General features: G+C 61.3%; 25 protein-coding genes. 16 read left to right on the top strand and 9 right to left on the bottom strand.

Going from position 1 to position 26,591, the window contains the following annotated elements; genetic code table 11:
* The first annotated feature begins 178 nt into the window (after positions 1-178).
* Complete coding sequence (locus tag FP2506_RS12290; protein ID WP_007067824.1) at positions 179-952, top strand: TorF family putative porin; 774 nt, start codon at positions 179-181, stop codon at positions 950-952.
* A 96-nt stretch (positions 953-1,048) separates the two neighbouring features.
* Here FP2506_RS12290 and FP2506_RS12295 read toward each other — a convergent pair whose 3' ends face one another.
* Positions 1,049-1,258 (bottom strand): YMGG-like glycine zipper-containing protein, encoded by a 210-nt coding sequence (locus tag FP2506_RS12295; protein WP_007067825.1) that lies wholly within the window; start codon positions 1,256-1,258, stop codon positions 1,049-1,051.
* Positions 1,259-1,491: 233 nt separating this feature from the next.
* On the bottom strand, positions 1,492-1,914 hold the full coding sequence (locus FP2506_RS12300) for a response regulator (RefSeq protein WP_007067826.1): 423 nt from the start codon (positions 1,912-1,914) through the stop codon (positions 1,492-1,494).
* Between the two features lie 549 nt (positions 1,915-2,463).
* Between FP2506_RS12300 and rho the strand changes: the two genes are divergently transcribed.
* On the top strand, positions 2,464-3,723 hold the full coding sequence (rho, locus tag FP2506_RS12310) for a transcription termination factor Rho (RefSeq protein WP_007067828.1): 1,260 nt from the start codon (positions 2,464-2,466) through the stop codon (positions 3,721-3,723).
* Between the two features lie 235 nt (positions 3,724-3,958).
* A complete protein-coding gene (locus FP2506_RS12315) occupies positions 3,959-4,447 on the top strand; it encodes a YbaK/EbsC family protein (protein WP_050765078.1) in 489 nt (162 codons plus the stop codon).
* Positions 4,448-4,546: 99 nt separating this feature from the next.
* Here FP2506_RS12315 and FP2506_RS18975 read toward each other — a convergent pair whose 3' ends face one another.
* Positions 4,547-4,693: a hypothetical protein gene (locus tag FP2506_RS18975; protein ID WP_007067830.1), complete on the bottom strand. Its 147-nt coding sequence runs from the start codon at positions 4,691-4,693 to the stop codon at positions 4,547-4,549.
* A gap of 966 nt (positions 4,694-5,659) precedes the next feature.
* Positions 5,660-6,550 (bottom strand): DUF1206 domain-containing protein, encoded by an 891-nt coding sequence (locus FP2506_RS12325; RefSeq protein WP_040489128.1) that lies wholly within the window; start codon positions 6,548-6,550, stop codon positions 5,660-5,662.
* A 241-nt stretch (positions 6,551-6,791) separates the two neighbouring features.
* Between FP2506_RS12325 and mnmE the strand changes: the two genes are divergently transcribed.
* Positions 6,792-8,216 carry a tRNA uridine-5-carboxymethylaminomethyl(34) synthesis GTPase MnmE gene (gene mnmE / locus FP2506_RS12330; RefSeq protein ID WP_007067833.1) on the top strand — a complete coding sequence of 475 codons (1,425 nt, stop codon included), beginning with the start codon at positions 6,792-6,794 and terminating at the stop codon, positions 8,214-8,216.
* A gap of 99 nt (positions 8,217-8,315) precedes the next feature.
* Positions 8,316-9,749: an MFS transporter gene (locus FP2506_RS12335; protein WP_007067834.1), complete on the top strand. Its 1,434-nt coding sequence runs from the start codon at positions 8,316-8,318 to the stop codon at positions 9,747-9,749.
* Here FP2506_RS12335 and smpB read toward each other — a convergent pair.
* On the bottom strand, positions 9,746-10,219 hold the full coding sequence (gene smpB, locus FP2506_RS12340) for an SsrA-binding protein SmpB (protein ID WP_007067835.1): 474 nt from the start codon (positions 10,217-10,219) through the stop codon (positions 9,746-9,748). The two genes, FP2506_RS12335 and smpB, sit on opposite strands and share 4 nt — an antisense overlap.
* 75 nt (positions 10,220-10,294) lie before the next feature.
* Complete coding sequence (gene dapA, locus FP2506_RS12345; protein WP_007067836.1) at positions 10,295-11,176, bottom strand: 4-hydroxy-tetrahydrodipicolinate synthase; 882 nt, start codon at positions 11,174-11,176, stop codon at positions 10,295-10,297.
* Positions 11,177-11,676: 500 nt separating this feature from the next.
* Here dapA and FP2506_RS12350 point away from each other — a divergent pair, with 500 nt between their 5' ends.
* The 11 genes from FP2506_RS12350 to FP2506_RS12400 all read left to right on the top strand — a co-directional run bounded on the left by FP2506_RS12350 (position 11,677) and on the right by FP2506_RS12400 (position 23,011).
* Positions 11,677-12,372 carry a GntR family transcriptional regulator gene (locus FP2506_RS12350; protein WP_007067838.1) on the top strand — a complete coding sequence of 232 codons (696 nt, stop codon included), beginning with the start codon at positions 11,677-11,679 and terminating at the stop codon, positions 12,370-12,372.
* A gap of 229 nt (positions 12,373-12,601) precedes the next feature.
* On the top strand, positions 12,602-13,396 hold the full coding sequence (locus tag FP2506_RS12355) for a transporter substrate-binding domain-containing protein (RefSeq protein ID WP_050765152.1): 795 nt from the start codon (positions 12,602-12,604) through the stop codon (positions 13,394-13,396).
* 130 nt (positions 13,397-13,526) lie between these two features.
* On the top strand, positions 13,527-14,201 hold the full coding sequence (locus tag FP2506_RS12360; RefSeq protein ID WP_007067840.1) for an amino acid ABC transporter permease: 675 nt from the start codon (positions 13,527-13,529) through the stop codon (positions 14,199-14,201).
* The gene (locus tag FP2506_RS12365; RefSeq protein ID WP_007067841.1) at positions 14,201-14,944 is read left to right on the top strand and encodes an amino acid ABC transporter ATP-binding protein; all 744 of its coding nucleotides are present in this window, start codon (positions 14,201-14,203) and stop codon (positions 14,942-14,944) included. Before FP2506_RS12360 ends, FP2506_RS12365 begins: the two co-directional genes overlap by 1 nt.
* A gap of 39 nt (positions 14,945-14,983) precedes the next feature.
* Positions 14,984-16,204: a cysteine desulfurase-like protein gene (locus FP2506_RS12370; protein WP_007067843.1), complete on the top strand. Its 1,221-nt coding sequence runs from the start codon at positions 14,984-14,986 to the stop codon at positions 16,202-16,204.
* Positions 16,205-16,244: 40 nt separating this feature from the next.
* Entirely contained in the window at positions 16,245-17,651 is a 1,407-nt protein-coding gene (gene hydA / locus FP2506_RS12375; protein ID WP_007067844.1) for a dihydropyrimidinase, read from the top strand.
* A 442-nt stretch (positions 17,652-18,093) separates the two neighbouring features.
* Positions 18,094-19,089: an ABC transporter ATP-binding protein gene (locus FP2506_RS12380; protein ID WP_007067845.1), complete on the top strand. Its 996-nt coding sequence runs from the start codon at positions 18,094-18,096 to the stop codon at positions 19,087-19,089.
* A gap of 31 nt (positions 19,090-19,120) precedes the next feature.
* Positions 19,121-20,404 (top strand): ABC transporter substrate-binding protein, encoded by a 1,284-nt coding sequence (locus tag FP2506_RS12385; RefSeq protein WP_007067846.1) that lies wholly within the window; start codon positions 19,121-19,123, stop codon positions 20,402-20,404.
* 4 nt (positions 20,405-20,408) lie between these two features.
* On the top strand, positions 20,409-21,383 hold the full coding sequence (locus FP2506_RS12390) for an ABC transporter permease (protein ID WP_007067847.1): 975 nt from the start codon (positions 20,409-20,411) through the stop codon (positions 21,381-21,383).
* A 4-nt stretch (positions 21,384-21,387) separates the two neighbouring features.
* Positions 21,388-22,290, top strand: coding sequence for an ABC transporter permease (locus FP2506_RS12395; RefSeq protein WP_007067848.1), 903 nt, complete (start codon positions 21,388-21,390; stop codon positions 22,288-22,290).
* Between the two features lie 10 nt (positions 22,291-22,300).
* Positions 22,301-23,011, top strand: a complete 711-nt coding sequence (locus FP2506_RS12400; protein ID WP_007067849.1) for an aspartate/glutamate racemase family protein — start codon at positions 22,301-22,303, stop codon at positions 23,009-23,011.
* A 223-nt stretch (positions 23,012-23,234) separates the two neighbouring features.
* Here the strand turns inward: FP2506_RS12400 and FP2506_RS12405 are convergent, their stop codons facing one another.
* The 3 genes from FP2506_RS12405 to FP2506_RS12415 are packed head-to-tail and all read right to left on the bottom strand — an operon-like array spanning position 23,235 to position 26,586.
* Entirely contained in the window at positions 23,235-24,041 is an 807-nt protein-coding gene (locus FP2506_RS12405) for a formylmethanofuran dehydrogenase subunit C (RefSeq protein ID WP_007067850.1), read from the bottom strand.
* Entirely contained in the window at positions 24,038-24,958 is a 921-nt protein-coding gene (gene fhcD, locus FP2506_RS12410; protein ID WP_007067851.1) for a formylmethanofuran--tetrahydromethanopterin N-formyltransferase, read from the bottom strand. The genes FP2506_RS12405 and fhcD overlap by 4 nt, the downstream gene beginning before the upstream one ends.
* A complete protein-coding gene (locus FP2506_RS12415) occupies positions 24,946-26,586 on the bottom strand; it encodes a formylmethanofuran dehydrogenase subunit A (RefSeq protein WP_007067852.1) in 1,641 nt (546 codons plus the stop codon). Before FP2506_RS12415 ends, fhcD begins: the two co-directional genes overlap by 13 nt.
* Positions 26,587-26,591: the final 5 nt, after the last annotated feature.

Genomic DNA, 26,591 nt, shown 5'->3' on the forward strand with positions numbered 1-26,591 from the left:
CTCCCGGATCGCTTTCGAAAAAGGATGACCCTGCTCATGTTGCGAAATGCACACTATAAACGTGCCATTCATGCAACATGACCCGTTTGCTTGAGTTTTAGGGGTTAGCAGACATCTCGCTTGGTTTCATGGTGGGCGAACCCTCTCCACACGCCACCATTGCCAGCCGGACGACCGAATGATCTCAAATGCCTCTGCCCTCGCGGGCACCACGATGGCCTTCGTTGCTCTAATCTCCTTCCTTGCTCAACCTGGCGCAGCCCAATCGATCGAGGACAGCCCGTTTGACGCGAACATCACGATCGATGCCACGACTGACTATGTTTCGCTCCGCGGTTTCACGCAGACCCAGCGAAACCCAGCGCTGCAAGCAACGCTTGATCTTTCTCTCTATGATTTCCATGCCGGATTCTTCACGTCGAACGTCGACTTCGGCACGCCGGAGCCGACAACCGAATTCGACCCGTTCATTGCCTACCGGCCGTCGGTAGGGAATTGGTCGTTCGACGTAACGGCCTACTATTACCTCTACCTCGACAATGACGAACTGAACTATCCGGAAATTTTTTCGTCCGCGTCTTACAATTTCGACGACCTGGCAACGGTCGGGGCGACGTTTGCCTACGCACCGAACTATTTCGGCAACGATCGGGAAACCGGGTATTTCTATAAGGCCAACCTCTCGGTTCCGCTGCCGAAGGATTTCAGTTTCTCGGGATCCATCGGATATCAGGATTTCGATCGCGGTTTCTTCGACCGCCATCTCGTTTGGGATGCGGGCCTGACCTATACCTTCGAAGACACCTTCTCCTTCGATGTCCGCTACCACGATACCGATCTCGATCCTGATACGCAGTGCACCGGTGCCTTTAAGTGCGACGCGACCATCGTCGGGACTATTTCGTTTACAACGGGCCTAAAAGCGCTGAGCAAGATGGCGAACGGCGGCTGACTTAAAAGGTCGCCTTTTTCCGAAAACATTTCCAATAAAAATGCCGGGGCGGTCATCCCGTCCCGGCAATAAATGGCTTCGCTTTCGAGGAAAGCTTCAGTAGTTGCGGCCGATGTAAGCGCCTGTCGCGCCGCCGGCGACAGCGCCGACGACCGCGCCACCATCGCCACCGATCGCGTTGCCGATCACAGCGCCTGATGCGCCGCCGATACCGGCGCCAGCCAAGGTGCGCTGCGTCCGACTGCATCCGACGGAAGCCGCTAGCGCAATCGCTATGACGGCGGTGAAGATCATACGGGTCGTCATCGTGGGTTCTTTCCTAAAACACTCCAGTCAATAGCTGGATGATACAACGAATTGCGGACAATGTCGGAAATTTCGTGTCATGCACGCGGCACGATCATCATGCTGAAAAGACAGGGAAAACGATCCGGCGTAGATGGCGGCATTAATCGCTGGATGAGCAGAGCATCGAAGGCCTTGCCGACGGCATGGCTCGCCGAACTTCTCAAATGTTCTCGGACGTTCTACCCAGCGCTTTACGAAAACGCATGGTTCCCGATATCGCGCTTGACGGTTAGGCGAGCCACCCTGTCGAGTGTTTCGGTGAAACGATCCACGGGATAGGGTTTTGCGAAGAAATCGACGTTGATCGGGAGAGAAGCCTTGGAGATCTTCGGATGTCCGGAGACGATGATGATACCCATCTCCGGGAAACGGCTGTGAACTCGTTCGGCAAGCTCCAGACCGTTCATGGAGCCGGGCATTTCGACATCGGTGAAAAGCACGCGCACGCTAGGGTTTTCGGCCAGAAGCTGCATGGCCTCATCGGCGTTCGCTGCTTCATGTGTGCGGTAGCCCGCATCTTCGACAAGATCGACTGCATCCATACGTAGCAGCGGATCATCCTCAACGACGAGGACTTCGATCTTGGATTTAGGAAGCGGCGCGTTTTCGATCATGCCGACATATCGCGCGCAACGCGCAAAGGTTGCCTATCGGTAACGAACTTGTGTTCGATCCGCTCAGGTCACGCAAAGATCTACTGTCGTTGACCTTGTTTCCTAAACAGGATGGTCAAGACCTGATAAGGCAGTCCTTCACGTCCATTTTCATTGGCAGTCTATCGATGCAGCAGGGATGCACGACAAGTTGCGGAACGCCTCGAATGGCTTTGGGTCGGTCGTCTTCACACGGATCGTTCTGATCCTACCAATCGAGATGTCGTTCCCTTTGATTCTTGTTGGCGAGACCGACGCCGCCTCTTGCTTCGATATCCTCATGCAGCTATACGCGATCAGCCTTCCTCTCGACGCTCCATCAATCTTCGATAATCGAGCGCCAACCTCTCCTTTCAGGCCATCGAACGACGATCCAGGTCAGAGCGACGCCATTGCGATCAAACGCCTCGCATTCTGAGCGAGGTACGATCTGAGACGCTGCCACCATCTCGATGGCGCGTGGCGAGCCACCGGCCTCAAACCCACCCCGACTTAAGTCTGACACCACCCATGAAACTCCAAGATCTCAAGAACAAGAGCGCGCCCGAACTGATCGCATTCGCCGAGGAGAACGAGGTCGAGAACGCCTCGGTCCTGCGCAAGCAGGAACTGATGTTCGCGATCCTGAAGCAACTCGCCTCGCAAGACGAAGAGATCATCGGCGAAGGTGTCGTCGAGATCCTGCAGGACGGCTTCGCTTTCCTCCGCTCGCCCGATGCGAACTACCTTCCAGGCCCGGACGACATCTACGTCTCGCCCTCCCAGATCCGGAAATTCCAATTGAAGACGGGCGACACCGTCGAGGGCCCGATCCGCTCTCCTAAGGAGGGCGAACGCTATTTCGCACTCCTTAAGGTCAACACGATCAATTTCGACGATCCGGAGAAGATCCGGCATAAGAGCCATTTCGACAACCTGACGCCGCTTTATCCCGACGAGCGCTTCAAAATGGAGATCGGGGATCCGACCTCCAAGAAGGACATGTCGGGCCGCGTGATCGATCTGGTCGCCCCGCTAGGCAAAGGCCAGCGTGGTCTCATCGTTGCTCCGCCGCGGACGGGTAAGACGGTTCTTCTTCAGAACATCGCCCATTCGATCACGGCCAACCACCCCGAATGCTATCTCATCGTCCTTCTCATCGACGAACGCCCGGAAGAGGTCACCGACATGCAGCGCTCTGTGCGCGGCGAGGTCGTCTCCTCCACCTTCGATGAACCGGCCCAGCGCCACGTCGCCGTCGCCGAGATGGTGATCGAGAAGGCCAAGCGCCTGGTCGAACACGGTCGCGACGTCGTCATCCTGCTCGACTCCATCACCCGCCTCGGCCGCGCCTACAACACGACAGTTCCCTCGTCTGGCAAGGTGTTGACCGGCGGTGTCGACGCCAACGCCCTCCAGCGCCCGAAGCGCTTCTTCGGCGCGGCCCGCAATATCGAGGAAGGCGGCTCGCTGACGATCATCGCGACGGCGCTAATCGACACCGGCAGCCGCATGGACGAGGTGATTTTCGAAGAGTTCAAGGGCACCGGCAACTCGGAAATCGTGCTCGACCGCAAGGTCGCCGACAAGCGCACCTATCCGGCAATGGACATTCTCAAGTCCGGCACCCGCAAGGAGGACCTCCTCATCCAGCGCTCGGATCTCCAGAAGATTTTCGTCCTACGCCGCATCCTCTCGCAAATGGGCACGACGGATGCGATCGAGTTCCTGACCGACAAGCTGAAGGCGACGAAGACCAATGCTGACTTCTTCGATCAGATGAATACCTGATCGACGCCGACTGAAATCCCGAATTTGTGCGAAGGCTTGGCCTCCTCAACGAAGGTCGGGCCTTTCGCTTGTGACGTTCGCTTTCGAGCGGCCTACCCGGCCGGCGAAGTCTATGACGCCAGCCAACCCTCCCGAAACCTCGTTCATACTCGGTACGAGTCGCTTCTTCCCGAGTTGACCGCTCTTCACTGCCTGTGCATCACGATGGCGTGCTATGTAAAATCCGGCGAGATCGATGAGTGAAGCCCCGCAAGAATTACACCCTGCCGTGAAGCGTGTTGTTGCAGACGCCGCTGAGAAAGGGGTGAAGGCCAAGATCGTTCATACCGAAGAGACCACGCGATCGGCGGAAGAAGCCGCGAAGGCGCTTTCGGTCTCCGTCGGCGAGATCGTCAAATCGCTCCTCTTCAAGGGGGCCGACAGCGGCCAACCCTACCTTCTTCTCGTCTCCGGCGACAATCGCGTCGATGAGGCAAAGGTGGCGGAAGCGCTTGGCGAGGGCCTCGTTCGGCCAAACGCTGCCTTCGTCCGCGACGCGACCGGCTTCGCCATTGGTGGCGTGTCGCCCTTCGGATCGACCGGTGAGGTGAGCATCTATATGGACGAGGACCTCTTCCGCTTCGCGTCAGTCTGGGCGGCCGCCGGTACGCCCAACGACGTCTTCGAAATCGTGCCACTCCAGCTTCGCAGCGCGACGAGAGCTCGGCTCGGTCCGGTCAAATGAATTAGACCTGAGCGCTAAGCGGCAGGACAAGCATGAGGGGCGATCGGCTCCAGGCCGCTCGCCCCCTAATTACAGACTGTCGAATGACACCCTACGGCTTTACCGGCCCCTTGCGATTTCGGAGCGGGTCATCTCTTCCATCGCGCGTTGACCGGACTCCGAGCCCGGAACGAGCCCGCCCGCGAGTGCGGTGCTGGCGAAGGCCGAAAGCGATGCGAAGGTGATGGCGGCAATAAGGGTTTTCATGACATCGATCCTTTCGTGGACACAGTTTTCATAAGCACGGAAAGCAAACTTTCATGTGTCTAACTTTTGGCACGACGACACATGCTTCGGGCGAATGCTCTTGTATCGGCCCGATGATCGAGTTTCGCAGTCGTTTCGATCAAAGTTTCAAATTTTGCGATCACGAGATCGCGATTACTGTACCGAAATAGATCACCGAGACATAAGCCTTTGAAAAAGAATGAAATTCATGTTTCGTATTCTACATTGCTATCGTAGCGGAAACTCTGCTAATTTCACCTTGCTCAGTAGTTGAGCCCTTTCTTGGGCATCAAAGACGCTACCGCAAACTCGATTTCGACAGCGAATGCGTCGCGGTATGTCAGCGTGGAGCAGAGCCTCCCTCTCGAAGACCGAGCGAAGCGGGATTGAGTGGTCCGGCCTGGACGCCAGCCGTCAGGCCAATCTCCGCTACGAGCCTGATCTGGATTCAGAAGTCCGCGAAGGTGGACCTCCCAGCGGGGAAAGAGTCCTGTGACGAACAAGCTCCATCAGAGAATCTCCAAAAAAGCATTCAGCCCAACGAAATCTTTGCTCGCTGACGCGGCAACCGGCCGCTGGCGCCATGCCAGCAAGGGCATATCTCTGGAGGCATGGGACGGAAACGCCGGAATGAAGGACCTCCGCCGCCGCACAACGACGGGGTAAAGCACTGTTGGCTTTGCCACCGTCCGCTGGGTAGGCGTATCGAGTGGCACCACCCCAAGCCGAAGAGCCGTGGCGGACGCGAAACTGTACCGGTTCATCCAATCTGTCACCGCACGATCCATGCGACCTTCGCGAATCATGAACTCGCCCGTATGGCGGAAAACAGCGTTCCGCTGGCTGAACAGCCGCCGATTGCGACATTCCTGAAATTTATCGAAGGAAAGCCGCCGGACTTCCACGCCCCGACGCGGCGGCGCAAATGATCAGGCGCTTAGCCTCTTATGCACGACCCTCGGCCATCGCTCTCAATTTGGCTGCCATCGTTTCCACGTCATCGCCTGCGACCCGCGGGACGATGCGGTAGCGTGCGTTGACGAAACAGAACAGCGCGAAGGCAAGCAAACCGAGACAAATTGCGCCGACGAGGACGCGCCCATAGGCTTGGCCGGTAAGCCAGGAAAACGCCTTGTCGGTCCCACCCGCCTCTTCCGGATTGAATGTCCACCCGGCATTGAAGAAAAGGATGCCGACGATGCAGATCACGGCCCCTTGTGCGATCAGGCCCGCCTTGAGCACAACATTGAAGTTAAGAGTCACCGGATTGGCCCGCAGATGCCTGCGATATTTCCCGGCCCAGCCCTTGTACATGTAGTAAACGCCGGCGCCGAAGATGCCTGCGCCGATCGCCATCACGATCCAGCGCCCGCCCGGCAAACCCAACACCCAACGGACGACCTCTCCAGTCGTCGAGCCGCCGCCCGAACCAGACGCGCCGAGAAACAGGAGCGAAAATGCGAGGAAGCCGAGGCCGAGATGGAGGATGCCGGTGATAATCATGGCGGCGCGTGCGCCGAGACCCTTTGCGTCGTCGCCCCGGCATTCGAGATCATAGAAGGCTGCGATCACGCGCCAGACCGCATAGGCGAGCATGCCGATAAAGATCAGGAAGAGGACAAGCGAGCCCCAGCTCGAATCCTCGAGCTGTGCGAGCGCCGAACTTGTCCCCTGCGCCTGCCCGCCATGCCAGATGGCGAACAACGAGAAGCCGGCGACGGCAAGATAGGTGATTCCACGCCCCGCGTAGCCCGCCCTCATGACCGGTACGGTCCAGGAAAGATCTGTCTGCGCCATAAATGCTCCTGTCGCGGCGCTGGTCGTTACAGCCGTCATCGATGGTCCTTCCCCTCAGAAACTGCCATGGCTCGACACTTTGTCGAGGGGATTCCCCGGATAAGTTTTCATCTGCTGGCAAACGGTTACGCGATGCGTTGCACCTGGGGGTCAGAGGGGTTTTTGGAAACCCAACATAAGACGAGGCCGCAACGGACCTTGCACCCGTTCCCTCAAGCTGGTTCTGTCGCAATCTTAGACCAGTGCATCCGCCTACCTGCTTAGCCGCGAGCCTTGCATCATGCATTCCGATACAATCGCCGCCCTCTCCTCCGGCGCGCTGCCTTCCGGCGTCGCGGTGGTTCGCGTGAGCGGCGCAAAGGCGAATGTCGCTATGACCTCGCTCGCAGGAGCGATGCCGCCGGCACGGCAGGCCAGCCTGCGGACCTTCCGCTCGGCGGATGGCGTGCCGATCGATACCGGAATCGCCCTCTTCTTTGATGGCCCGAACACTGTGACCGGCGAAGACATCGCCGAATTTCATCTGCATGGCGGACGTGCCGTCGTCTCTGCCTTCCTCCAGGCGGTAACGCATATTGCGGATATTCGCCTAGCCGAAGCCGGCGAGTTCACCCGCCGGGCCTTCGAGAACGGCAGGATCGATCTGACCGAAGCCGAAGGGCTGGCTGATCTTCTTGCCGCCGAAACGGAAGGGCAGCGCCGCGCCGCATTCGATCAGGCTCGCGGAGCCCTAAGCACGGTCTACGAGGGGTGGATGAAGCGTCTCACCCAGGCCCGTGCCATGATTGAAGCCGGCTTCGACTTCGCTGACGAAGACGATGTCGGTGAGAATGCCGGCGCCGGAGTGCGACAGGCCGTCAGCGAAATCTGCGACGATATTCGCGCTCATCTGCAGAAAGCCAGCCGCGGTGAGATATTAAGGTCCGGATACAAGGTCGCGATCGTCGGTGCCCCGAATGCCGGCAAGTCCAGCCTCCTCAATGCGCTCGCCGAGCGGGAGGCGGCGATCGTTACTGATGTTCCAGGCACGACGCGGGACGTGATCTCCGTTACCCTCGATCTTTCCGGAGTTCCGGTCGTCCTCTTGGATACCGCCGGCATACGCGAGACCAAGGACAAAGTGGAAGCGATCGGGGTCGGAAGGACACGGGCCGCGATGAACGAGGCCAATCTCGTTCTGGCGCTCGAAGACCCCCGCGATGCGCCGGGGCCGCTCTCGCGCCTCAAAGGGCTTCTTTCCTATGTCAAACCCTCGCTCGGTCCGGTGGGTCAGGCGCTCGACGACGAGGAGAGCGAGGAAGAAACGCTAGAGCGGGATGTCCTCACAGTCCGCACAAAAGTCGATCTCGCGTCCGGGCAAAAGGATCCAGGGCATGGCAAGCATCTGGAGGAAGGGGGCTACGATTTCGCGATCTCTGCAAAGACCGGCGCCGGCATCTCCGAACTCATGGAAGCCATCTCGGAAAGGGCGCGAACGGCCGCTGGCGATCCGGCTTCATCGGTTCCGCTTCGGGTCCGACAGCGCCAATTGCTGGAAGACACGGTTCGCATCCTCGAGGAATTCCTGAACGATCGTGATGCGCCCGACGAGATCGCCGCCGAAACGCTCAGGCGCGCCTCCACAAGGCTCGGCGCGCTGACAGGAGCTGTCGGCGTGGAGGACCTGCTCGACGTGATCTTTTCCGAATTCTGCATCGGCAAGTGATCCTCACTCGGAGGCGGAAGCGTTCGGTTGGCACGACGCGGCTGCTTTCGCCGCGTGGATCGGTTAGATAAGCCCGAACGCTGCCTTGGAGCCTCGGTCTTGGCCATTACGGACACCTTACCGCCCTATGGCGCACCGCTGACGAAGCCTGCGGTTTGGGGCTGGATGTCGTTCGATTTCGCGGCCCAACCTTTCTTCACGGTCGTCATCACCTTCGTATTCGGACCCTATTTCGTCTCGCAGCTCGCGCCTGACCCGGCGACGGGCCAGACCGCCTGGGGCCTCGCTGCGACGATCGCCGGCATCACTGTCGCGCTGCTCTCGCCGCTCCTCGGCTCGATCGCCGATCGGGCGGGCCCGCGCAAACCCTGGATTGCAGCCTTCTCGTGCTTCAAGATCGCCGCCCTGGTTGGCATCTGGTACGTCGCCTCGCCCGGCTCGCCGCTGTTCCTTGCAGCAGCGCTCATTGTCATCGCGCAAATCTCGGCGGAATTCTCCATCGTCTTCAACGACGCAATGCTGCCGCGGCTCGTGAAGACGGAGAAGATCGGCCGTGTCTCCAACACGGCCTGGGGTCTCGGTTATGCAGGCGGCATCGTCTTTCTCGTCTTCGCGCTAGGCTTCCTCGCCGGTTCGCCCGAGACCGGCTTGACACTCTTCGGTCTCGAGCCGCTCTTCGGCCTCGACCCGGCACAGGGCGAAGGCGCGCGGGCGACGGGGCCGCTCGCGGCGCTCTGGTATCTTGTCTTCCTGACGCCGCTCTTCATCCTGACGCCCGATCGCCCACGCATGGAACCAATCTCCAAGGCGATGGAAGAAGGTTTGGGCGACCTGTTATCGACCATGCGGGAGATCCGTGGTCGGATAGAACTCTTGAAGTTCCTCATCGCCCGCATGCTCTACCAGGACGGCGTCAATGCGCTGTTGGTGCTAGGTGGCGCTTTCGCCGCCGGAATGTTTGGCTGGTCTATCATCGAGATCGGCGTTTTCGGCGTAATTCTGAACCTTACGGCGATTCCCGGGTGCATTTTTGCAGGAACGCTTGCGACGCGGCTTGGCTCGAAACGGCTCGTCGTCCTTTCGGTCGCAACCCTCGCCATCGCCACCATCGGCCTCGTCTCGACCAGCCCGACAACGACTGCCTTCGGCCTGGTCACCTTCGCACAGATTGATGCGTCCGGACTTTTCGCAAGCGGTGCCGAGAAGGCCTATATAGTTTGGGGATTGCTCGTCGGTCTCGCCTTCGGGCCTGTCCAAGCTTCCTCGCGGGCCTGGCTAGCCGAGAGCGTGACCGCGGACGAAGCCGGTCGCTATTTCGGCTTCTACGCACTGACCGGGCGCGTCACCAGCTTCCTCGCCCCAGCTTCAGTTGCAGCACTCACGGCGCTCGCAGCGGGCCTGACCGATCCGGTGACTGCATCACGGATCGGTATGAGCGCGATCGTGGTATTCTTCCTTGCAGGCCTCGCCATTCTCGCATTCACGCGCGGACCCGAGCGGCATATGTCTCAAGCGGCGGCGCGTTCGACCTAGGCGTCTTTCATCAGCCGTTGCTTCTGGCGATTCCACTCGCGTTCCTTAATGGTCTGGCGTTTGTCGGGCGCGTTCTTGCCCTTGGCGAGCGCCAGTTCGAGCTTGGCCGTGCCGCGTTCGTTGAAGTAGATCTTCAGCGGAACGAGAGTCATGCCGTCACGCTGCACGGCGCCGGCCAGCCGGTTAAGCTGGGCGCGATGCACCAACAGCTTCCGCCGGCGCTTCGGGTTGTGATTGAAGCGGTTGGCCTGAAGATATTCCGGCAGGTTCGAATTGATCAGCCAGAGCTCGCCCTCTTCCTCGGTCGCATAGGCCTCCGCGATCGAGGCTTTGCCGCCGCGCAGGGACTTCACTTCCGTGCCCGTTAGTTGAAGCCCCGCCTCCAGCGTGTCGATGATCGCATAGTTGAAGCGGGCCTTCCGGTTCTCAGCCGCGACATTGCTTCCTGACGATTTCTTCTTCTTGGCCATCTCATCCTAGGGTGCGGCTGCCGACTGTTCAGTGTTCCTGTCGCTTCTCGAAGATTGGTCAAAACGCCCCCAATTTCAATTCAGGAGGCCGGCATGGCGCAACGCGGCGTCGACGATCTCCGCCGTCTCGTCCGAAACCGGCACCATTGGCGAACGCATCACGTTCCGGCACTTGCCGATCTTCGAGAGCGCGTACTTCACGCCTGCGGGACTCGGCTCGATGAAGAGCGCCTTGTGCAGCGGGGCGAGCCTGTCCTGATATTCGAGCGCCTTGACGTAATCCTTCGCCGCGCAGGCCGCCTGAAACTCGGCGCAAAGCCTGGGAGCAACGTTAGCCGTCACCGAGATGCACCCAACGCCGCCATGGGCGTTGAAGCCGAGCGCGGTTACATCCTCTCCGGAGAGCTGCACGAAGTCCGGTCCGCAGAGGTGGCGCTGCTCGGAGACCCGGTCCATCTTCGCCGTCGCATCCTTCACGCCGACGATGTTGGAGAAGTCGTTCGCGAGTTGCGCCATCGTCTCCGGCGTCATGTCGATGATCGACCGCCCCGGAATGTTGTAGATGACGATCGGGATCGAGATCGCCTTCGCGACAGCCGAGAAATGGGCATAAAGCCCGCGCTGGTTCGGCTTGTTGTAATAGGGCGTGACGACGAGCACCCCGTCCGCTCCCGCCTGTTCGGCGAAGGTCGCAAGCTCGATCGCCTCGGCCGTGTTGTTCGAGCCTGCCCCCGCGATCACCGGCACGCGGCCCTTAGCGGTGCGGATGCAGAGCTCGACGACCTCCTTGTGCTCGTCATGGCTGAGCGTCGGCGTCTCGCCGGTCGTCCCCACCGGCACGAGACCGGAGGAACCTTCCGCGATCTGCCATTCGACGAAGTCGGCAAATCCCGCCTCGTCGAACGCGCCATCGTCGGTGAACGGCGTTATCGTCGCCGGCATCGAACCTGTAAACATGGTGGCCTCTCAACTCTCCCCCTCGGGGCCACGTCCGTGTGGTTGCAAACGCGCCCCGGCGCGGCATGTCCTCAGCCGCTTTCCGGTTTCGAGCGGATACACCGACATGGGTTCATTTGCCAACGGGGGGCATCACAGCGTGAAAGGCAGGAGAGTTTCAGTCTCACTCCAAGCTGAAGACTATGCGAACGCTGGTGCACCTGCGAAAGCGTTGGGCAGAAGCGATTGAAACGAATTTCGCTCGTTTCGAGCATATTATCGGTCAGATCAAGCCATGGTATTCAGCTGGTTTGACGATCGAACGATTTTAGCGGCGCCTCGGTTTTGCAATATCATAGCCGTTCCCGATGCCATCAGTTACTGCTGCAAGGTCTTATCAGTTTTTCCGCCCTCCGCTTGGGGGAAAGATAGCGCAATCTCCGATGGCTGTGACGCACGATCTGTTTCCACGATCGACGATTGGCTTTAGGAACGGGCGACTCGCCGGAACAGTAAAATTCATGACGTCCAAGAAGGCCTTGATCGATCGCGTCGTCGTCATTTGCGCAACCTTGCGCAGTGCGATCATCGAACGTGCTTTATCGCCAGGAGACAAATTGCCAGAGGATTCTCTCGGCGAGAGCTTCGGCGTCAGCCGCACGATCGCCCGCCAGGCGCTCGGGCAACTTGCTGCCGAGGGCCTCGTCAATTTGAGGCGCAATCGCATCGCAGTCGTCGCGACGCCAACGATCGAGGAGGCACGTGACACTTTCGAAATTCGGATTGCGCTCGAAGCGCTGGTGGCCGACTGTCTCGCCGCCTCGATCACGCCGCAGCAGATCAAACGGCTAAGAAGTCATATTTCCGATCAGGCGAAGGCCAATCTGACGAGCGAGCCTGAATCGATTCGCCTTGCAACCGACTTCCACGTCATCCTCGCCGAAATGACGGGCCGCCCGATCCTTGAACGGTATGTGACCGAAGTCGCCTATCGCAGCGGTCTCGCGCTTTCCGCATATGGACGGCCCCATTCGAACGACTGCGCGATCGAGGAGCATCGGCGGATCGTCGATGCGCTCGAGGCCGGCGATGCCGAGGCCGCCGCCCGCGTGATGACCAGCCATCTGTCCGCCGTCGCCGAGCGAGCCCACGTCCAGGCCTCGCGTCAGCCGCCGCGCGATCTCTCAGCGATCCTCGCTCCTTATATCGCGAACTGAAGGCTCCGAGTTGGGTCGCGCTCCACGTGCTTGCGCAATGCCGACCCTGGATAGGCGACACTCTCAGGCGACTGGAAAACTAAGAGAACCTCCCGGCCCGCCCTTCCCTTTCGATCTCAAAAATGCATACACTTAAGCAGTCAACGTGCATGCAAAATTTCGTGGCATGCTGGCGCTTTTGCATGCAGTCCATCGCCCTGAACGCTTCCTGACAAAAGAGGTTCTGCCCATGATCAGACAATCCCTGTTCGCACTGACGTTTGCCACTGCCGGGTTCGCAGTAACGCCTTCGCTCGCCGAGATGCTGACGGCGGGAGCCAATGTCGGAAATGTGCCCTGGGAGTTCCAGGATGAGAACGGCGAGATCACAGGTTTTGAGGTCGAACTCTTGCAAGAAGTCGCAAGCCGGCTCGACTACGAGGGTGTCGACATCCAGAACATCCCGTTCAACGGCTTGTTCTCGGCCGTGCAGTCGGGTCGGATCGACGTCGCGATCTCGTCGATCACCATTACCGACGAGCGCCTGCAGTCGGTCTCCTTCGCCCAGCCCTATTACGATAGCGACCAGTCGCTTTCGACGCGAACCGACTCCGGTATCTCCAGCACGCAAGACCTGGAGGGAAAAACGGTCGGCGTCGATACAGGATCGACCGGCGACATGTATGCGAGCGAGCGAGAGGCCGATTGGGGACTTGCCGGCATCTCTCGCTATGAGGGGCTGAACCCGGCAATGCTCGATCTCGCTGCTGGTCGCATCGACGCGTATGTTTCGGATATACCGGCGGTTGCCTACTACCTGCGTGACAAGCCCGATATGGAGGTGGTCGAGCGCCTGAAGACCGGCGAACAGTATTCGATGATGTTCGCTAAGGATTCGGAACTTGCAGCAAAGGCGAACGAGGTTCTGACCACGCTTAAGAACGAAGGCTATATCGCCTCGCTTCACGAAAAATGGTTCGGCACGGCGCCCGAGGACACGACCAGCACCGTTACCGTGATGGACATGCCGGCTCCGAAGTCCTGATCGGGCAGATTTCGAGAAAAGATCGACGCGGATCGTGCAGACTCATGCTCGGTCCGCGTCGCGGACCCGTCGACGCCGTTTGGCGGGTCGTGCTCCATAGCGAACAGGCAGCTAAGCCTACGAAGGTTCGATGGACATCGTCTCCACCTTCTTCAATGTCGACGTTCTTCTGCGCTACTACCCGCTGCTTCTTGAGGGGTTGTGGCGCACGATCGCGCTCGGCGTGCTCTCGATCGTCCTCGGCCTGATCGGCGGGCTGCTGCTCGCCATCGCGAGGCTTTACGGCGCGAAGCCAGTCCGGTTTCTCGCGATCGTCTACATCGACGTTTTCCGTGCGATCCCTGTCCTCGTCTGGCTGGTCATTGTCTACTACGCGTTGCCGTTTCTTGGTGTCCGGCTCTCCGCCTTCGCGTCCGCGACGACCGCGCTGACGATGATCTCAAGCGCCTACACCGCCGAAATCTACCGGGCCGGCATCGAGGCAGTGCCGCGCGGCCAGTTCGAGGCCGCCCAGTCGATCGGCCTCGGATCTTTCGATCTCATGCGCGACGTCGTCCTGCCGCAAGCGATCCGCATCGTCATTCCGCCGCTCACCAACAATTCGATCAATGTCCTGAAGGACACGGCACTCGCGTCTGTCGTTGCGCTGCCGGACCTGTTGAAACAGGCAACCCAGGCACAGGCGCTCGCCGCGAACCCGACCCCGCTCATTGGAGCGGCGATCCTCTACCTGATCCTGCTGCTTCCGCTCGTTCGCCTGGTCGCGGTGTTCGAGGCACGCTATTCCAGGCGGGGCGCGCGCTGATGAGCCAGCCGGAAGCGATCATCTCGATGAAGGGCGTCGGCAAGCGCTTCGGCAAGTTCGAGGCCCTGAAGGACATCGATCTGGAGATCGCGCGCGGCGAGGTCGTCGTTCTCCTTGGGCCGTCCGGCTCGGGCAAATCGACCCTCATCCGCTGCATCAACCTTCTCGAGGAATACGATGCGGGCGACGTCCACGTCGACGGCATTCGCGTGGAGAAGGGCAAGAAGCTTCAGAGCGTCCGGCAGGAAGTCGCGATGGTCTTCCAGGCGTTCAATCTTTTTCCCAATCACACGATCCTCGACAATGTCGCGCTTGGGCCCGTCCGCGTGCGCAAACTGTCCTGGAAGGACGCGCGGGAACGAGCCCGCAGACTGCTCGACCGCGTCGGGATCGCCGAACAGGCCGAGAAATATCCGAGCCAGCTCTCTGGCGGCCAACAGCAGCGCGTCGGCATCGCCCGTGCACTCGCCATGGAGCCGCGCATCCTGCTCTTCGACGAACCGACATCGGCGCTCGACCCGGAGATGGTCGGAGAGGTTCTCGACGTCATCAAGGGGCTCGCCGGAGACGGCGTGACACTCGTTCTGGTGACGCATGAGATGGGATTTGCCCGGCAGGTGGCGGATCGGATCGTCTTCATGGAGGCCGGAAGGATCAAGGAAATTGCGCCCCCGGACGACTTCTTTACGGCGACCAGGAACGAGCGCGCCCGCGCCTTCCTCGACGCCGTCCTCAATCATTGAGCGCGTAAAGCGCCGTACACACCACATCAGGTTCCAAAAATGCCACTCGATATCGATTTCGTCCGCAAGCAATTCCCGGCCCTCTCCGGCGAATGGGTCTTCATGGACAATGCGGGCGGAAGCCAGGTTCTCTCGCGCGTCGCGGATCGCGTCAGCGACTATCTCCTGACCTCGAATGTCCAGACTGGCGCGAGCTATGAGCCGAGCCAACGCTCGACCGCGCGCGTCAGGGCCGCGCGCCAGGCTTTCTCCGAATACGTTAATGCCAAGGACGCCGGCGAGATCGTCATGGGCGCCTCGACGACGATGCTGATCCGTATCCTGTCGGAAGGGCTCATGGGCAAACTCGGCGCCGGCGACGAGATCATCGTGACCGATACCGACCATGAAGCGAATATTGGCCCGTGGCTGAAACACGAGGCGCGAGGGGTCAAGATCAAGGTCTGGCACTGCGATCCCGAGACCTTCGAACTCGATCCTGCCGATCTTCGAAACCTGATGAGCGAGCGCACGAAGCTCGTCTGCGTAACTCATGCTTCGAACATCCTGGGCACGATCAATCCGATCGCCGAGATCTCGAAGATCGCTCACGATGGTGGCGCGGAAGTCTGCGTCGACGGGGTCGCCTATGCACCGCATCGTGCGATCGACGTTCAGGCGCTCGGCTGCGATTACTACGTCTTCAGCACCTACAAGCTGTTCGGGCCGCATTTTGCCGTCATGTGGGGCAAGCGCGAGAAGCTGCTCGAACTCGACAACATCTATCACTTCTTCTTCGGCAAGGACTCCGTCCCGCACAAGCTGGAGCCCGGCAACATCAATTACGAACTGGCGCACGGCTCGGTCGGCGCGATCGACTACGTCAACGAACTCGGCAGCCAGGCCGGCGCGGCCGACGGCCGAAACGCCATCGAGGCCGGCTTCGCTGATATTGCTGAGCACGAGCGAGCGATCACCTCTAGACTTTTTGATTTTCTTCAGAGCCGCAACTCGATCCGCATCATAGGGCGCACAACCGATGCGATCGAAGAGAGGGTGGCAACGGTCAGCTTCACCGTCGGCGACCAGAATTCGAAATCCATCGTCGACCGGATCGACGCGCACAAGATTGGAATTCGGTTCGGCGACTTCTACGCCCGGCGCCTGATCGACAATCTGGGCCTATCCGACCGCAACGGCGTCGTGCGCGTCTCGATGGTTCACTACAATACCCATGACGAGGTCGACCGCCTGATCGGCGCGCTCGAACCGCTGATCTGAACCGCCTGCATCCCTTTTCCTTTCGCACCGGGAAAGCCTCATGTCCTTCGATCTCATCGTCCGCAACGGCACCATAGCGACGGCTTCCGACGTCTATCCAGCGGATATTGCGGTGAAAGAAGGGGTGATCGTCCAGATCGGCCGCGATCTCGGCGAGGCGAAAGATGAGATCGACGCGTCCGGCAAATACGTCCTTCCCGGAGGCATCGACAGTCATGTCCATATCGCGCAGCCCTCGGGCGACGGCATCGTCATGGCCGACGATTTCGAGAGCGGCACGCGCTCCGCACTCTTCGGAGGCAACACGACGATCCTGCCGTTCTGCCTGCAGGAAAAAGGGCAAAGCCTTCGCGAGGCTCTGAAGCGTTACCACGCGCTTGCGGAAGGCAATTGCTACACCGACGTCTCCTTCCACCTGATCATTTCCGATCCCACGCCCTCGGTGCTCGGGCAGGAACTTCCGGCCCTCGTCGAGGACGGCTACACCTCTTTCAAGGTGTTCATGACCTACGAGGCGCTCCGCCTGAGCGATGCCGAAATCCTCGACACGATGGATGTCGCCCGGCGCACCGGCGCGCTCGTCATGGTCCATTGCGAGAACGAGGACGCGATCCGCTATCTGATCGGACGCCACGAGGCGGACGGCCAGCTCGCCCCGAAATCCCACGCCTCGACCCGCCCGATCGCGGTGGAACGGGAGGCGACCCATCGCGCGGTTTCGCTTGCCGAGGTCGCCGACGTGCCGCTCGTCATCGTCCACGTCTCGAACGGCGAGGCGATAGAGGAGATCGAGCGCGCGCGGCGGCGCGGACACAAGGTGATCGGCGAGACCTGCCCTCAATATCTGATGCTGACCGCAGACGATCTTGACGGCATGGACTGGGAGGGCGCCAAGTTCGTCTGTTCGCCGCCACCGCGCGACAAAGAGAGCCAGCAAGCCTGCTGGGACGGCCTCGAACGCGGCGTCTTCGATCTGTTTTCGTCCGATCACTGCCCGTTCCGCTACGATGATCCGGAGGGCAAGCTCAATCCGAAGGGGGCGAATCATTTTCGGCATATTCCGAACGGCATTCCGGGCGTCGAGACGCGCCTGCCGATCCTCTTTTCGGAGGGTGTCCTAAAGGGCCGGATCGATCTCCCACGATTTGTCGCGCTGACCTCGACCAATCAGGCGAAAACCTACGGACTCTACCCCCAGAAAGGGACGATCGCGATCGGATCAGACGCCGATCTCACCGTGTGGGATCCGAACCTGACGCGCACCGTCGCACACGCCGAAATGCACGACGGCGCCGACTACTCGCCTTACGAGGGGCTCGAACTGACTGGGTGGCCAATCACGACGATCCTTGGTGGCAAAGTCATGATCCACGACGGCGAACTGCTGGGCTCCAAGGGCGACGGTATATACCGAAGCCGCGGTCGATCGAATCTGGCAACGCGCTGAACGCTCGCTGACCCGACAGCCTGTAAACGAGTTCCGAGCGCCGGCGACGACCATGCCACTGTTCTCGGCAATTCTTGCGATGAGAGCTGCATAGTCTGTCAGTCTAGTGCAGAACTTCTCGAGCATGCCGAAGATCTCGAAGGTAGGAACGGACCATTCGCGCGTCCGTCAACAGCATCGACACTCTCGACGCGAGCGAATTCCCGAGAAGAGTGACGCAAACATAGGCAGGAAGGCCACCCTATCGGATTCGTGCACAAGATTTAGTCCACCTGCTTGATAAGAAGTAGCGGTCGCGCACGGGCAATCGGCAACGATCGCACGGAAGTCTCAGCATGTCGTTGGGATCGAGGTGCGTCCAATGGGATTCGCCGCCCAAAGCGAAACTGGCATGGGGCTTGCTGACGTTTGATCGAGCCATTCGATCAGGAGCCGGTCCCCATTGCCATCCAACGCCGCCGATCTCGAACTTGCCGACGTCACGAAAGCCTACGGCGAGACCGTCGCCGTCGACCATGTCTCGCTGAAGGTGCCGGCCGGAACCTATTGCTGCCTTCTTGGCCCATCCGGCTGCGGCAAAACCTCGACCCTGCGAATGGTGGCGGGCCACGAGTTCATCTCCGACGGCGATGTCCTGATCGGCAACACGGTCGTCAACGACCTCCCGCCGGCGAAGCGCGGCACGGCGATGATGTTCCAGAACTACGCCTTGTTTCCGCACCTTAGCGTTCAGGAGAATGTCGCCTTCTCTTTGAAGATGGCCGGCATCGGCAAGGCGGAGCGCCTCGAGCGCGCGGACGAGATGCTCGGCATGGTCGACATGGACGCCTATGCGAAGCGCCTGCCGGCACGGCTTTCCGGCGGTCAGCAGCAGCGCGTGGCGCTCGCCCGCGCGCTCGTCACCAATCCGACGGTGCTCCTTCTCGACGAGCCCCTGTCCGCGCTTGACCCGTTTCTTCGCATCCGGATGCGCGCCGAACTGAAACGCTATCAGCGCGAGTTCGGCATCTCCTTCGTCCACGTGACCCACAGTCAGGAAGAGGCCATGGCGCTCGCCGACATGGTCGTGGTGATGAACGACGGCCGGATCGAGCAGGTCGGCTCCCCACGCGAGGTCTACAACCATCCGAAGACCCGCTTCGTCGCCCAGTTCATCGGCGGCCACAATATCGTTCACGAGGGCGCGAGCGCCTATGCCGTGCGGGCGGACAGAATCCGGCTGTTCGCGGCGCAGGCGGACGGAACCACCGCTTCTCCGGCTACCGTGAGCGATGTCGAGTACCAGGGCATGACGATCCACGTCGCCTTGAAGCGCCAAGACGGAACGGCCCTCCTGGCGACCCTGCCCGAGCACGAGTTCGACCGCTCGCCGGTCTCCGTCGGCGACACGGTCCAGGTGGGCTGGAACGCCGACGACCGGCACGAACTCGCGGCCTAACCCCTCCCAACCGAGCGAAAAGGAAACGATCATGCCCAAGACGACGCAGTCATCCCTTTCACGCCGCACGCTGCTTCAGGGCGGCGCGGCCGCCGCGGGTCTCGCCGCGACTGCCAAGCTCTCGGCCTTTCCGACGCCCGCGCTCGCACAGGAGCCCGTGACGCTCCGCTATCTGTCGACAGCGGTGAACCAGTCGCCCGGCATTGCCCAGAAGGCGGGCGAAGATCTCGGCATCAACATCGAATACATCGCCGTGACGACCGACGACGTCGCCAAGCGCGTGATCACCCAGCCGAACTCGTTCGACCTGGTCGACACGGAATATTTCGCACTCCCAAAACTCCTGCCGTCCGGCAACATCATGGGTCTCGACGCCTCGAAGATCGAGCTCTCCGACAAGATCGTATCCGTCATTCGCGACGGAACGGTCGCCGGCAAGCCGGTCGGGCTCGACGGCACGGCGCCGTCGGAGGTCCTCTATCTGCCGTCGGAACAGGCGACGGAATTCGCCGGCGAGGAAACCGGCTTCCTCACCCTCATCCCCACCACCTACAACGCTGATACGCTGGGCATTCGCCCGGACCTGATCGACGCCGACATATCGAGTTGGGCCTCCCTCCTCGACCCGCAATTCGCGGGGAAGGCGGCGATTTTGAACATCCCCTCGATCGGCATCATGGACGCGGCAATGGCGCTCGAAGCAAGGGGCGACATGACCTATGGCGACAAGGGCAATATGACCCGCGAGGAGATCGACGCGACCATCGCCGCATTGATCGAGGCCAAGCGCGCTGGCCAGTTCCGCGCCTTCTGGACCGATTTCAACGAGTCCGTGAACCTGATGGCGTCGGGCGAAGTGGTCATCCAGTCCATGTGGTCGCCGGCCGTGACAGCGGTGCGGACCCAGGGGATCGAATGCAAATATCAGCCGCTCAAGGAAGGCTACCGCGCCTGGGCGTCCGGATTCGGTCTCCCAGTCGCGATCGACGACCGCGAGAAGGATGCGGCTTACGAGTTCATCAACTGGTTCCTTTCCGGCTGGGCCGGCGCGCATCTCGCCAAGCAGGGCTATTACACCGCAGTCCTCGACACCACTAAGGAAGCGATGGAGCCCTACGAATGGGCCTACTGGTTCGAAGGACAGCCGGCCGAGCAGGACATCATGTCGCCCGACGGCAAACTCCTCGAAAAGGCGGGCGCGACCCGCGACGGCGGCTCCTATGACGAGCGCATGGGCAAGGTCGCCTGCTGGAACGCGGTCATGGACGAGAACATCTACATGATCCGCAAGTGGAACGAGTTCATCGCGGCCTGACCCTTTGACCGTTACCAACGACATAACCGCATCGGAGGCCTCGGGTTCGCCCGAGGTCTCCGCCCTGCCCGCGAAGGGCCAGGGAGTTCGCAAGGTGCCGACAAGCTGGACGCCCTGGTGGGTCGGCTACCTCCAAGCTGCGCCGATGGCGCTGGTCTTTCTTCTGTTCTTCATTCTGCCGCTTGCGGCGACCTTCGTCGTATCGTTCTGGAACTACACCGAATATTCGATCGAGCCGGCCTTCGTAACGACGAACTATTCCGACGTGTTCTACGGCTGTTTTTCCGGTGGCTCGGCGCTCTGCACCACATTCGCCACCTATCTCTCGACGCTGAAATTCGTTGCCATCGTCTGGTTGCTGACGCTGCAGATCGGCTTCACGGTCGCCTATTTCCTGTGCTTTCACGTGAAGACGCTGCCGATGCAGATCGCGCTCTTCATGGTCTGCACGATCCCGTTCTGGACCTCGAACGTCATCCGGATGATTTCGTGGATACCGCTCCTCGGTCGCTACGGCCTCGTGAACGAGACGCTGCAGGGTCTCGGTCTGATCGACGCGCCGCTCGAGTGGCTGCTTTATTCCGATTTCGCGGTCGCCCTAGCGCTCGTCCATCTCTACACGCTGTTCATGGTCGTTCCGATCTTCAATTCGATGATGCGGATCGACAAGGCGCTGATCGAGGCGGCTTACGACGCCGGCGCGTCGAGCTGGCAGACGCTGACGAACATCGTGATTCCGCTCGTGAAACCCGGCATCGTCATCGGTTCGATCTTCGTCGTCACCATCGTCACCGGCGACTATCTGACGATCGGCATCATGGGCGGGCAGCAGATCGCATCCGTCGGCAAGGTGATCCAGACCCAGATCAACTTCCTGCAGTTCCCGATTGCGGCGGCGAACGCGATCGTCCTTCTGGCGGTCGTTCTCCTTACGATATGGGGCATGCTGCGCCTCGTCGATATTCGCAAGGAGCTTTGAGACGATGGCCGTAAAGACCGTTCCGCGCGAGGAGAAACGCCCGCGCAGCTTCTATCTCCTCGCCCTGTTCTTCGCTCTCTTCGTGATCTTCCTTTACGGGCCGGTCGTCACCATCCTCACGCTCTCGTTCCAGGGGCCTTCCGGCGGACTGACCTTCCCGATGAACGGCGTCTCCTTCTACTGGTTGGAGCGGCTCTGGGGCGGCGGTGGCAGCGTCGACATCGGCTCAGCATTCCGGCGCTCGCTGGCGCTGGGACTGACCGTGATGGTGCTCACGGTCGTCATCTCGGTGCTGGCGGGTCTCGCCTTCCGCAAGAAATTTCGCGGCTCGACCGCGCTCTTCTACGTGGCGGTGGCGAGCCTCATCGTGCCTTCGATCGTCGTCTCTCTCGGGATCGCGCTCGAATTCCGCATCCTAGACGAGATCCTGCGCCCCTATCTGGCGGCCGTCGGACTGACCTCGCCGCGCGGCAATTCGCTGGGCCTCTTCACGTCAGGCCTCGGGTCGCACCTGTCCTGGACGCTGCCCTTCGGCCTTCTCATCATGTTCGCTGTGTTCAACCGGCTGGACAAATCCTACGAGGAAGCGGCGCGCGATCTCGGCGCGACGAACTGGCAAAGCTTTCGCTATGTGATCCTCCCGATGATCGCGCCGTTCCTGATCGGCATCGCGCTGTTCGGCTTCACGCTCTCCTGGGACGAGATCGCCCGCTCCAGCCAGACCATGGGCTCGACGAACACCCTGCCGCTGGAACTCGCCGCCCTGACGACGACCGTTACGACACCCGAAATCTATGCGCTCGGCACGTCCGTGACGGCGGTCTCCTTCACCGTGATCTTCGGGACGCTCGCCGCCTTCCTCCTCCTTCAGCGGCGACGCCAGAGGCACGCGCCGAAGGCCGGCTAAGGCGAAGCGGATGCGCATCTCGATCGTCAATCCGAATTCGACCCGGTCAATGACCGAGATGATCGCGCAAGCCGCGCGGCGGATCGCAGCACTCGGAACCGAGATCTGCGCCTATCAGAACGACGACGGGCCCGCATCGATCGAAGGCCATGTCGACGGCGCGCTCGCAGTCCCGGGTCTTCTGCGCACCCTACGCGTTGCCGAGGCCGACGGCGCCGAAGGCCACATCATCGCCTGTTTCGACGACACCGGGCTCGACGGCGCCCGGTCCATTCTGACGGGCCCCGTCATCGGCATCGGCGAGGCGGGCGCGCGCATGGCGAGCCTCGTCGCGAGGCGCTTTTCCGTCGTGACGACGCTGTCGGTCTCCGTGCCGATCCTTGAGGACAATCTCGTCAAGGCCGGTCTGGCGACCTCCTGCGCCAGCGTCCTCGCCAGCGAAGTGCCGGTGCTCGCACTCGAGGACGATCCCGAGGCCGCCGGCCGCAAGATCGCCGAGACCGTAGAGCGCGCCATCGAACGCGACGGCGCCGAGGCCATCGTCCTCGGCTGCGCCGGCATGGCGGATCTTTCGGCGACACTCTCCGAGCGCTACGGCATCCCGGTCGTCGACGGCGTCGCCTCGGCGGTCAAGCTGATCGAGGGCGCGGTCGCCATCGGGCTTCGGACATCCAAACGCGGTGGCTATGCGCTTCCAAGGCCAAAAACCGGAGGCGCATAATTCTCAGGGCTGCCTCTGGGTTTCTTCACGTTGCGCTCTCGTGAGCGCCAAGTAGGCCCACGTTTGCTTCGCGTTTATTGACCTGCGATATGTCTACCGCGCCTGCGAGACGGGTAGCGAATGCACCTCGGAAGCACTTGCTCAGAGAGTGAGAACGCAAACACTCAGGGCGCCGTCTGCCCGATCGAACTCCGCACATTTTGCGATCTTTGCAAGAACGCTTCTATGCAGGCAGATAGACCTCGCCCAGCCCCAGAACCGCCGTATCGCCGCTCATCTTGCGCATGGCCGACCCGTCGAACGGGACGTCGCCGAAGGTCTCTCGCAAACCGTCCGCCATCAGTTTCAGGATCAGCAGATCGTGCACCCCAGCGTCGACGAAAGTCGGGGTAAACCGTTCCGCGCCGCCCATCAACAAGAGCGTGCCGCGCTTCATCAAACGGCCGGGAGCGCCGCGTGCGTGGCCGCCGACGATCAGTGTTCCGGCGATCATCCGGCTCGCGGCGTCCTTGCCGCAGTCGCCGTCGATCAGGATCGTGCCGCGCCGCATGCGGTCGCCCGCGCGCTCTCCGGCATTGCCGTGGACGCGGATCGTGCCGCCCGACATGCCCTTCATCTCGCCGGCATCCGGCCCGCCGAGCTTCGCGCCGCAATCGCCCTTGACCCGGATGCAGCCGCCTTCGAGACCCGAGCCGCATAAGTCGCCGACCGACCCTTCCACTTGGAGATCGCCGCCGCTCATGACGCGTCCTACGCGGAAGCCTGCATCACCGGATACACGGATGGCACCTTCGGACATCCGCTCGCCGATGCGATCGAGCCGCGACGAACCGCCCTCGAAGCGGATATCCGCAGCATCGTCGCCGGAAATCTCGAAGACGTCGCCCGCGACCAGTCCGCGTTTCGTCGTGCCGACCGGCAGCTTTTCGATCTCGGACGAGCCGAGGCTCTTCAGCCGATCCGGAACGAGGGAGGAGCAGTCGATCCGCTCGTCCGGTTCGCCTTTCAGGCGAAAGGTGAGCGCGCTCATGGCAACAGGTCCTTCAGCTTGAAGTGATGGGGGCCGAGGCCGCCGCCGTAATTGCCGGCGCCGATGCGGCAGGCACCCTGATCGGGGCCGAGATCGGTGATCGCCTTGATGCCGGCAGCCATCGCTGCGGACACCGCATCCGCCGTCATCCCGTCGATGACGATTTCCAGCACCGAACCGATGTCGTCGTCGAGCTTGCTGTCGGTCGCGCCCCTCAGCGTCGGGCAATAGGCGTCGTTGGTCGAAGCCATCATGCCCTTGTACTTGCCGCCGACCTTCGAGCCGGAGCGCACGATCCCGCCGGGGAACGGCATGATGACGCCGGGCACCGCCTTCATCGCCTCGACCGCCGCCTCGGAGGCCGCAAGCGCGCCCCTGACGTCGCGCGCCATGATGAGGAGGTTGCCGCCGCCGACGCCGTCAGCCGTGTAGCCGGTCTTTGCCTCGCACAGGAATTCGCCTTCCATCACCGGCATGCGCCAGAAATGCTTGCCCGCGAACTTTTTCGAGACCTGAAAACCGTCGGCGAAATAGCGGATCGCCGAACCGAGATCGATGGTCGTCTCGGCCTCGTAGTCGGCATAGCAGGCCGCCGTTGGGCAGGTCAGGATGCACTGGCCGAGCCGCGTCGTCACTTGGCTTTCGAGACCGCCCGGATCGAAGCCGAAGAAGAGGACGCGCACGCCCGGCCGGCCGTCGCGGGTCTCCTCCGGCGACAGCACCCGCTCAATGCCGCCTTCGCAGCCGCAGGCGATGACCGACGTGGCGAAACCGGTCATCTTGGTCGCAGCTTCCAGCGCCCATTTCTCGTTGATCGCAGTGATCTGGATCGCCGTGCCGCACATCGGGAAGGCTTCGGCGAAATCGTCGTCGATCCGCACGCCGTTGATCGTGGCGGCGAGCTCTATGACAGGCATGGGACCTCCCGGAACGGCGTCTCGCGTCTCAGCGCGCTGCCTTCCACCTTGAACCAGCGCGACTGAAGCCCGTAGGCCTCGTCGAAATAGCGGTCGAGCCGCGAGCCCATCTTGGCGTCCGAATGGGTCTTGAGGGTCAGCGCCCGACCATACGGTTTTGCGACGACCGCACCGTTCTCGACCACCTTCACACCGTCCTTGAAGAGATAGGCCGCCGCGCCGAACATCTTCGCCTTGTCGTCATTCGGCCGGTAAACGGAGATATCCGCCGTCGCACCGCTCCCGAGATGGCCGCGATCTCTCGTGCCGAGAAGTTTGGCGGGCGCCGCGCGGGTCATGGTCGCGATTTCGGCGAGCGTGTATTCGCGCTCGATCTCGGGCAGCGAGGTCCACTTCTTCACGCTCTTCGGCAAAGCCTCGATCCACTTCTCGCGGACGTTGCGGTCCATCAGAAGCGCGAAGATATCGGGATAGGTCGTGAAGGGCGCGCCGTTCGGATGATCGGTCGTGAAGAAGACGCGGGACGGGTCCTCGATGAGGAGAAAAAGCTCGAGCCCGATCGCCCATTGCAGCGCGTTGAAGAAGCTCTTCTCCTTGTAGTTCATCGGAACGACGCCGCCGCCGTTCGCCTCCTGGTCCATGATGATCGACTTGCCCGGGCTCGCCTGCGCCCGCCCCGCGAACTGGCGCATCTCGTCCGATGATATCGTCACCGTCTGGCCGAACATCACCTGGCCGATATCGACCGTCACGTCGGGGTTCTCGTTGATCAGCCGGGCGAGCTCCTCACCCTTGGAGGAGAAGCCGCGCCTGCCCTCGATGCCGTAGCCGTAGAACTGGATATGGGCGAGATGGAGCGGCATGCCCTCAGAAGCCCGGATCGTCGCTTCCGCCGCATCGGCCGATGCGCCCGGGACGCCGAGATTGTTGCAGTGGACGTGCAGTGGGTGGGGAATGCCCGCATCCGTCACCGCCTTCTGGAGTGTCTTCAAGATCTGCCTCGACGAGACTCCGTAGTCGGGCACCTCGGTATCGAAGGCGTAAGAACGGACATTCTCCTTGAACGCCGCCGAACCGCCGGCGTTGATGCATTTGACCCCGAGCGCCTTCGAGGCATCCACCGTCCACAAAACATAATCCGCAATCGCCTCGTCGCTCTCGCCGTCGCGGATCATCGACATCAGCATGTCGTCGTTTCCGAGGACGACGAGCGTCGCCTTGTCGATGATCGGAATGTCGGCAAGCTCGAGATGGGCATGCAGCGCCGCCTGCGGCCCCATCGCCGGCTCGACCACCGTCGTGAAGCCCATTTCGGCATAGCGCAGGCCGGTCTCCTTGGTGGTCCATCCCACCTTGGAGAGCGCCGTCTCGCCCGGCCGCGCGGAGAAGGCGCGGTGCCATTCCGGCAGGAGAAGCCTCGCCGTGTTCACGTGCCCGCCCGCGATATGGGAATGGATGTCGATTGCACCCGCCATCACCACCATGCCGGAACAGTCGACGGTCTCGTTCGCCGAGCCAGCCTCGGCAGGCGCGTCGACGATCTTGCCGTCCTTGATGAAGATGTCCCGAACCTCGTCGATGCCGTTCGCCGGATCGACCACATGGCCGCCTTTGAGGCACGTCAGCATGGGGC

It is taken from the genome of Fulvimarina pelagi HTCC2506, from assembly GCF_000153705.1.
Classification (GTDB): domain Bacteria; phylum Pseudomonadota; class Alphaproteobacteria; order Rhizobiales; family Rhizobiaceae; genus Fulvimarina; species Fulvimarina pelagi.

Bases quoted from the DNA above. Each gene is read 5' to 3' on its own strand.
- FP2506_RS12315 (WP_050765078.1), top strand. From the start codon at position 3,959: ATGAGTGAAGCCCCGCAAGAATTACACCCTGCCGTGAAGCGTGTTGTT.
- FP2506_RS12395 (WP_007067848.1), top strand. From the start codon at position 21,388: ATGGCCGTAAAGACCGTTCCGCGCGAGGAGAAACGCCCGCGCAGCTTC.
- FP2506_RS12355 (WP_050765152.1), top strand. From the start codon at position 12,602: ATGATCAGACAATCCCTGTTCGCACTGACGTTTGCCACTGCCGGGTTC.
- rho (WP_007067828.1), top strand. From the start codon at position 2,464: ATGAAACTCCAAGATCTCAAGAACAAGAGCGCGCCCGAACTGATCGCA.
- FP2506_RS12400 (WP_007067849.1), top strand. From the start codon at position 22,301: ATGCGCATCTCGATCGTCAATCCGAATTCGACCCGGTCAATGACCGAG.
- FP2506_RS12290 (WP_007067824.1), top strand. From the start codon at position 179: ATGATCTCAAATGCCTCTGCCCTCGCGGGCACCACGATGGCCTTCGTT.
- hydA (WP_007067844.1), top strand. From the start codon at position 16,245: ATGTCCTTCGATCTCATCGTCCGCAACGGCACCATAGCGACGGCTTCC.
- FP2506_RS12300 (WP_007067826.1), bottom strand. From the start codon at position 1,914: ATGATCGAAAACGCGCCGCTTCCTAAATCCAAGATCGAAGTCCTCGTC.
- dapA (WP_007067836.1), bottom strand. From the start codon at position 11,176: ATGTTTACAGGTTCGATGCCGGCGACGATAACGCCGTTCACCGACGAT.
- smpB (WP_007067835.1), bottom strand. From the start codon at position 10,219: ATGGCCAAGAAGAAGAAATCGTCAGGAAGCAATGTCGCGGCTGAGAAC.
- FP2506_RS12405 (WP_007067850.1), bottom strand. From the start codon at position 24,041: ATGAGCGCGCTCACCTTTCGCCTGAAAGGCGAACCGGACGAGCGGATC.
- fhcD (WP_007067851.1), bottom strand. From the start codon at position 24,958: ATGCCTGTCATAGAGCTCGCCGCCACGATCAACGGCGTGCGGATCGAC.
- FP2506_RS12365 (WP_007067841.1), top strand. From the start codon at position 14,201: ATGAGCCAGCCGGAAGCGATCATCTCGATGAAGGGCGTCGGCAAGCGC.
- FP2506_RS12325 (WP_040489128.1), bottom strand. From the start codon at position 6,550: ATGACGGCTGTAACGACCAGCGCCGCGACAGGAGCATTTATGGCGCAG.
- FP2506_RS12370 (WP_007067843.1), top strand. From the start codon at position 14,984: ATGCCACTCGATATCGATTTCGTCCGCAAGCAATTCCCGGCCCTCTCC.
- FP2506_RS12385 (WP_007067846.1), top strand. From the start codon at position 19,121: ATGCCCAAGACGACGCAGTCATCCCTTTCACGCCGCACGCTGCTTCAG.
- FP2506_RS12350 (WP_007067838.1), top strand. From the start codon at position 11,677: ATGACGTCCAAGAAGGCCTTGATCGATCGCGTCGTCGTCATTTGCGCA.
- mnmE (WP_007067833.1), top strand. From the start codon at position 6,792: ATGCATTCCGATACAATCGCCGCCCTCTCCTCCGGCGCGCTGCCTTCC.
- FP2506_RS18975 (WP_007067830.1), bottom strand. From the start codon at position 4,693: ATGAAAACCCTTATTGCCGCCATCACCTTCGCATCGCTTTCGGCCTTC.
- FP2506_RS12360 (WP_007067840.1), top strand. From the start codon at position 13,527: ATGGACATCGTCTCCACCTTCTTCAATGTCGACGTTCTTCTGCGCTAC.
- FP2506_RS12295 (WP_007067825.1), bottom strand. From the start codon at position 1,258: ATGACGACCCGTATGATCTTCACCGCCGTCATAGCGATTGCGCTAGCG.
- FP2506_RS12415 (WP_007067852.1), bottom strand. From the start codon at position 26,586: ATGCTGACGTGCCTCAAAGGCGGCCATGTGGTCGATCCGGCGAACGGC.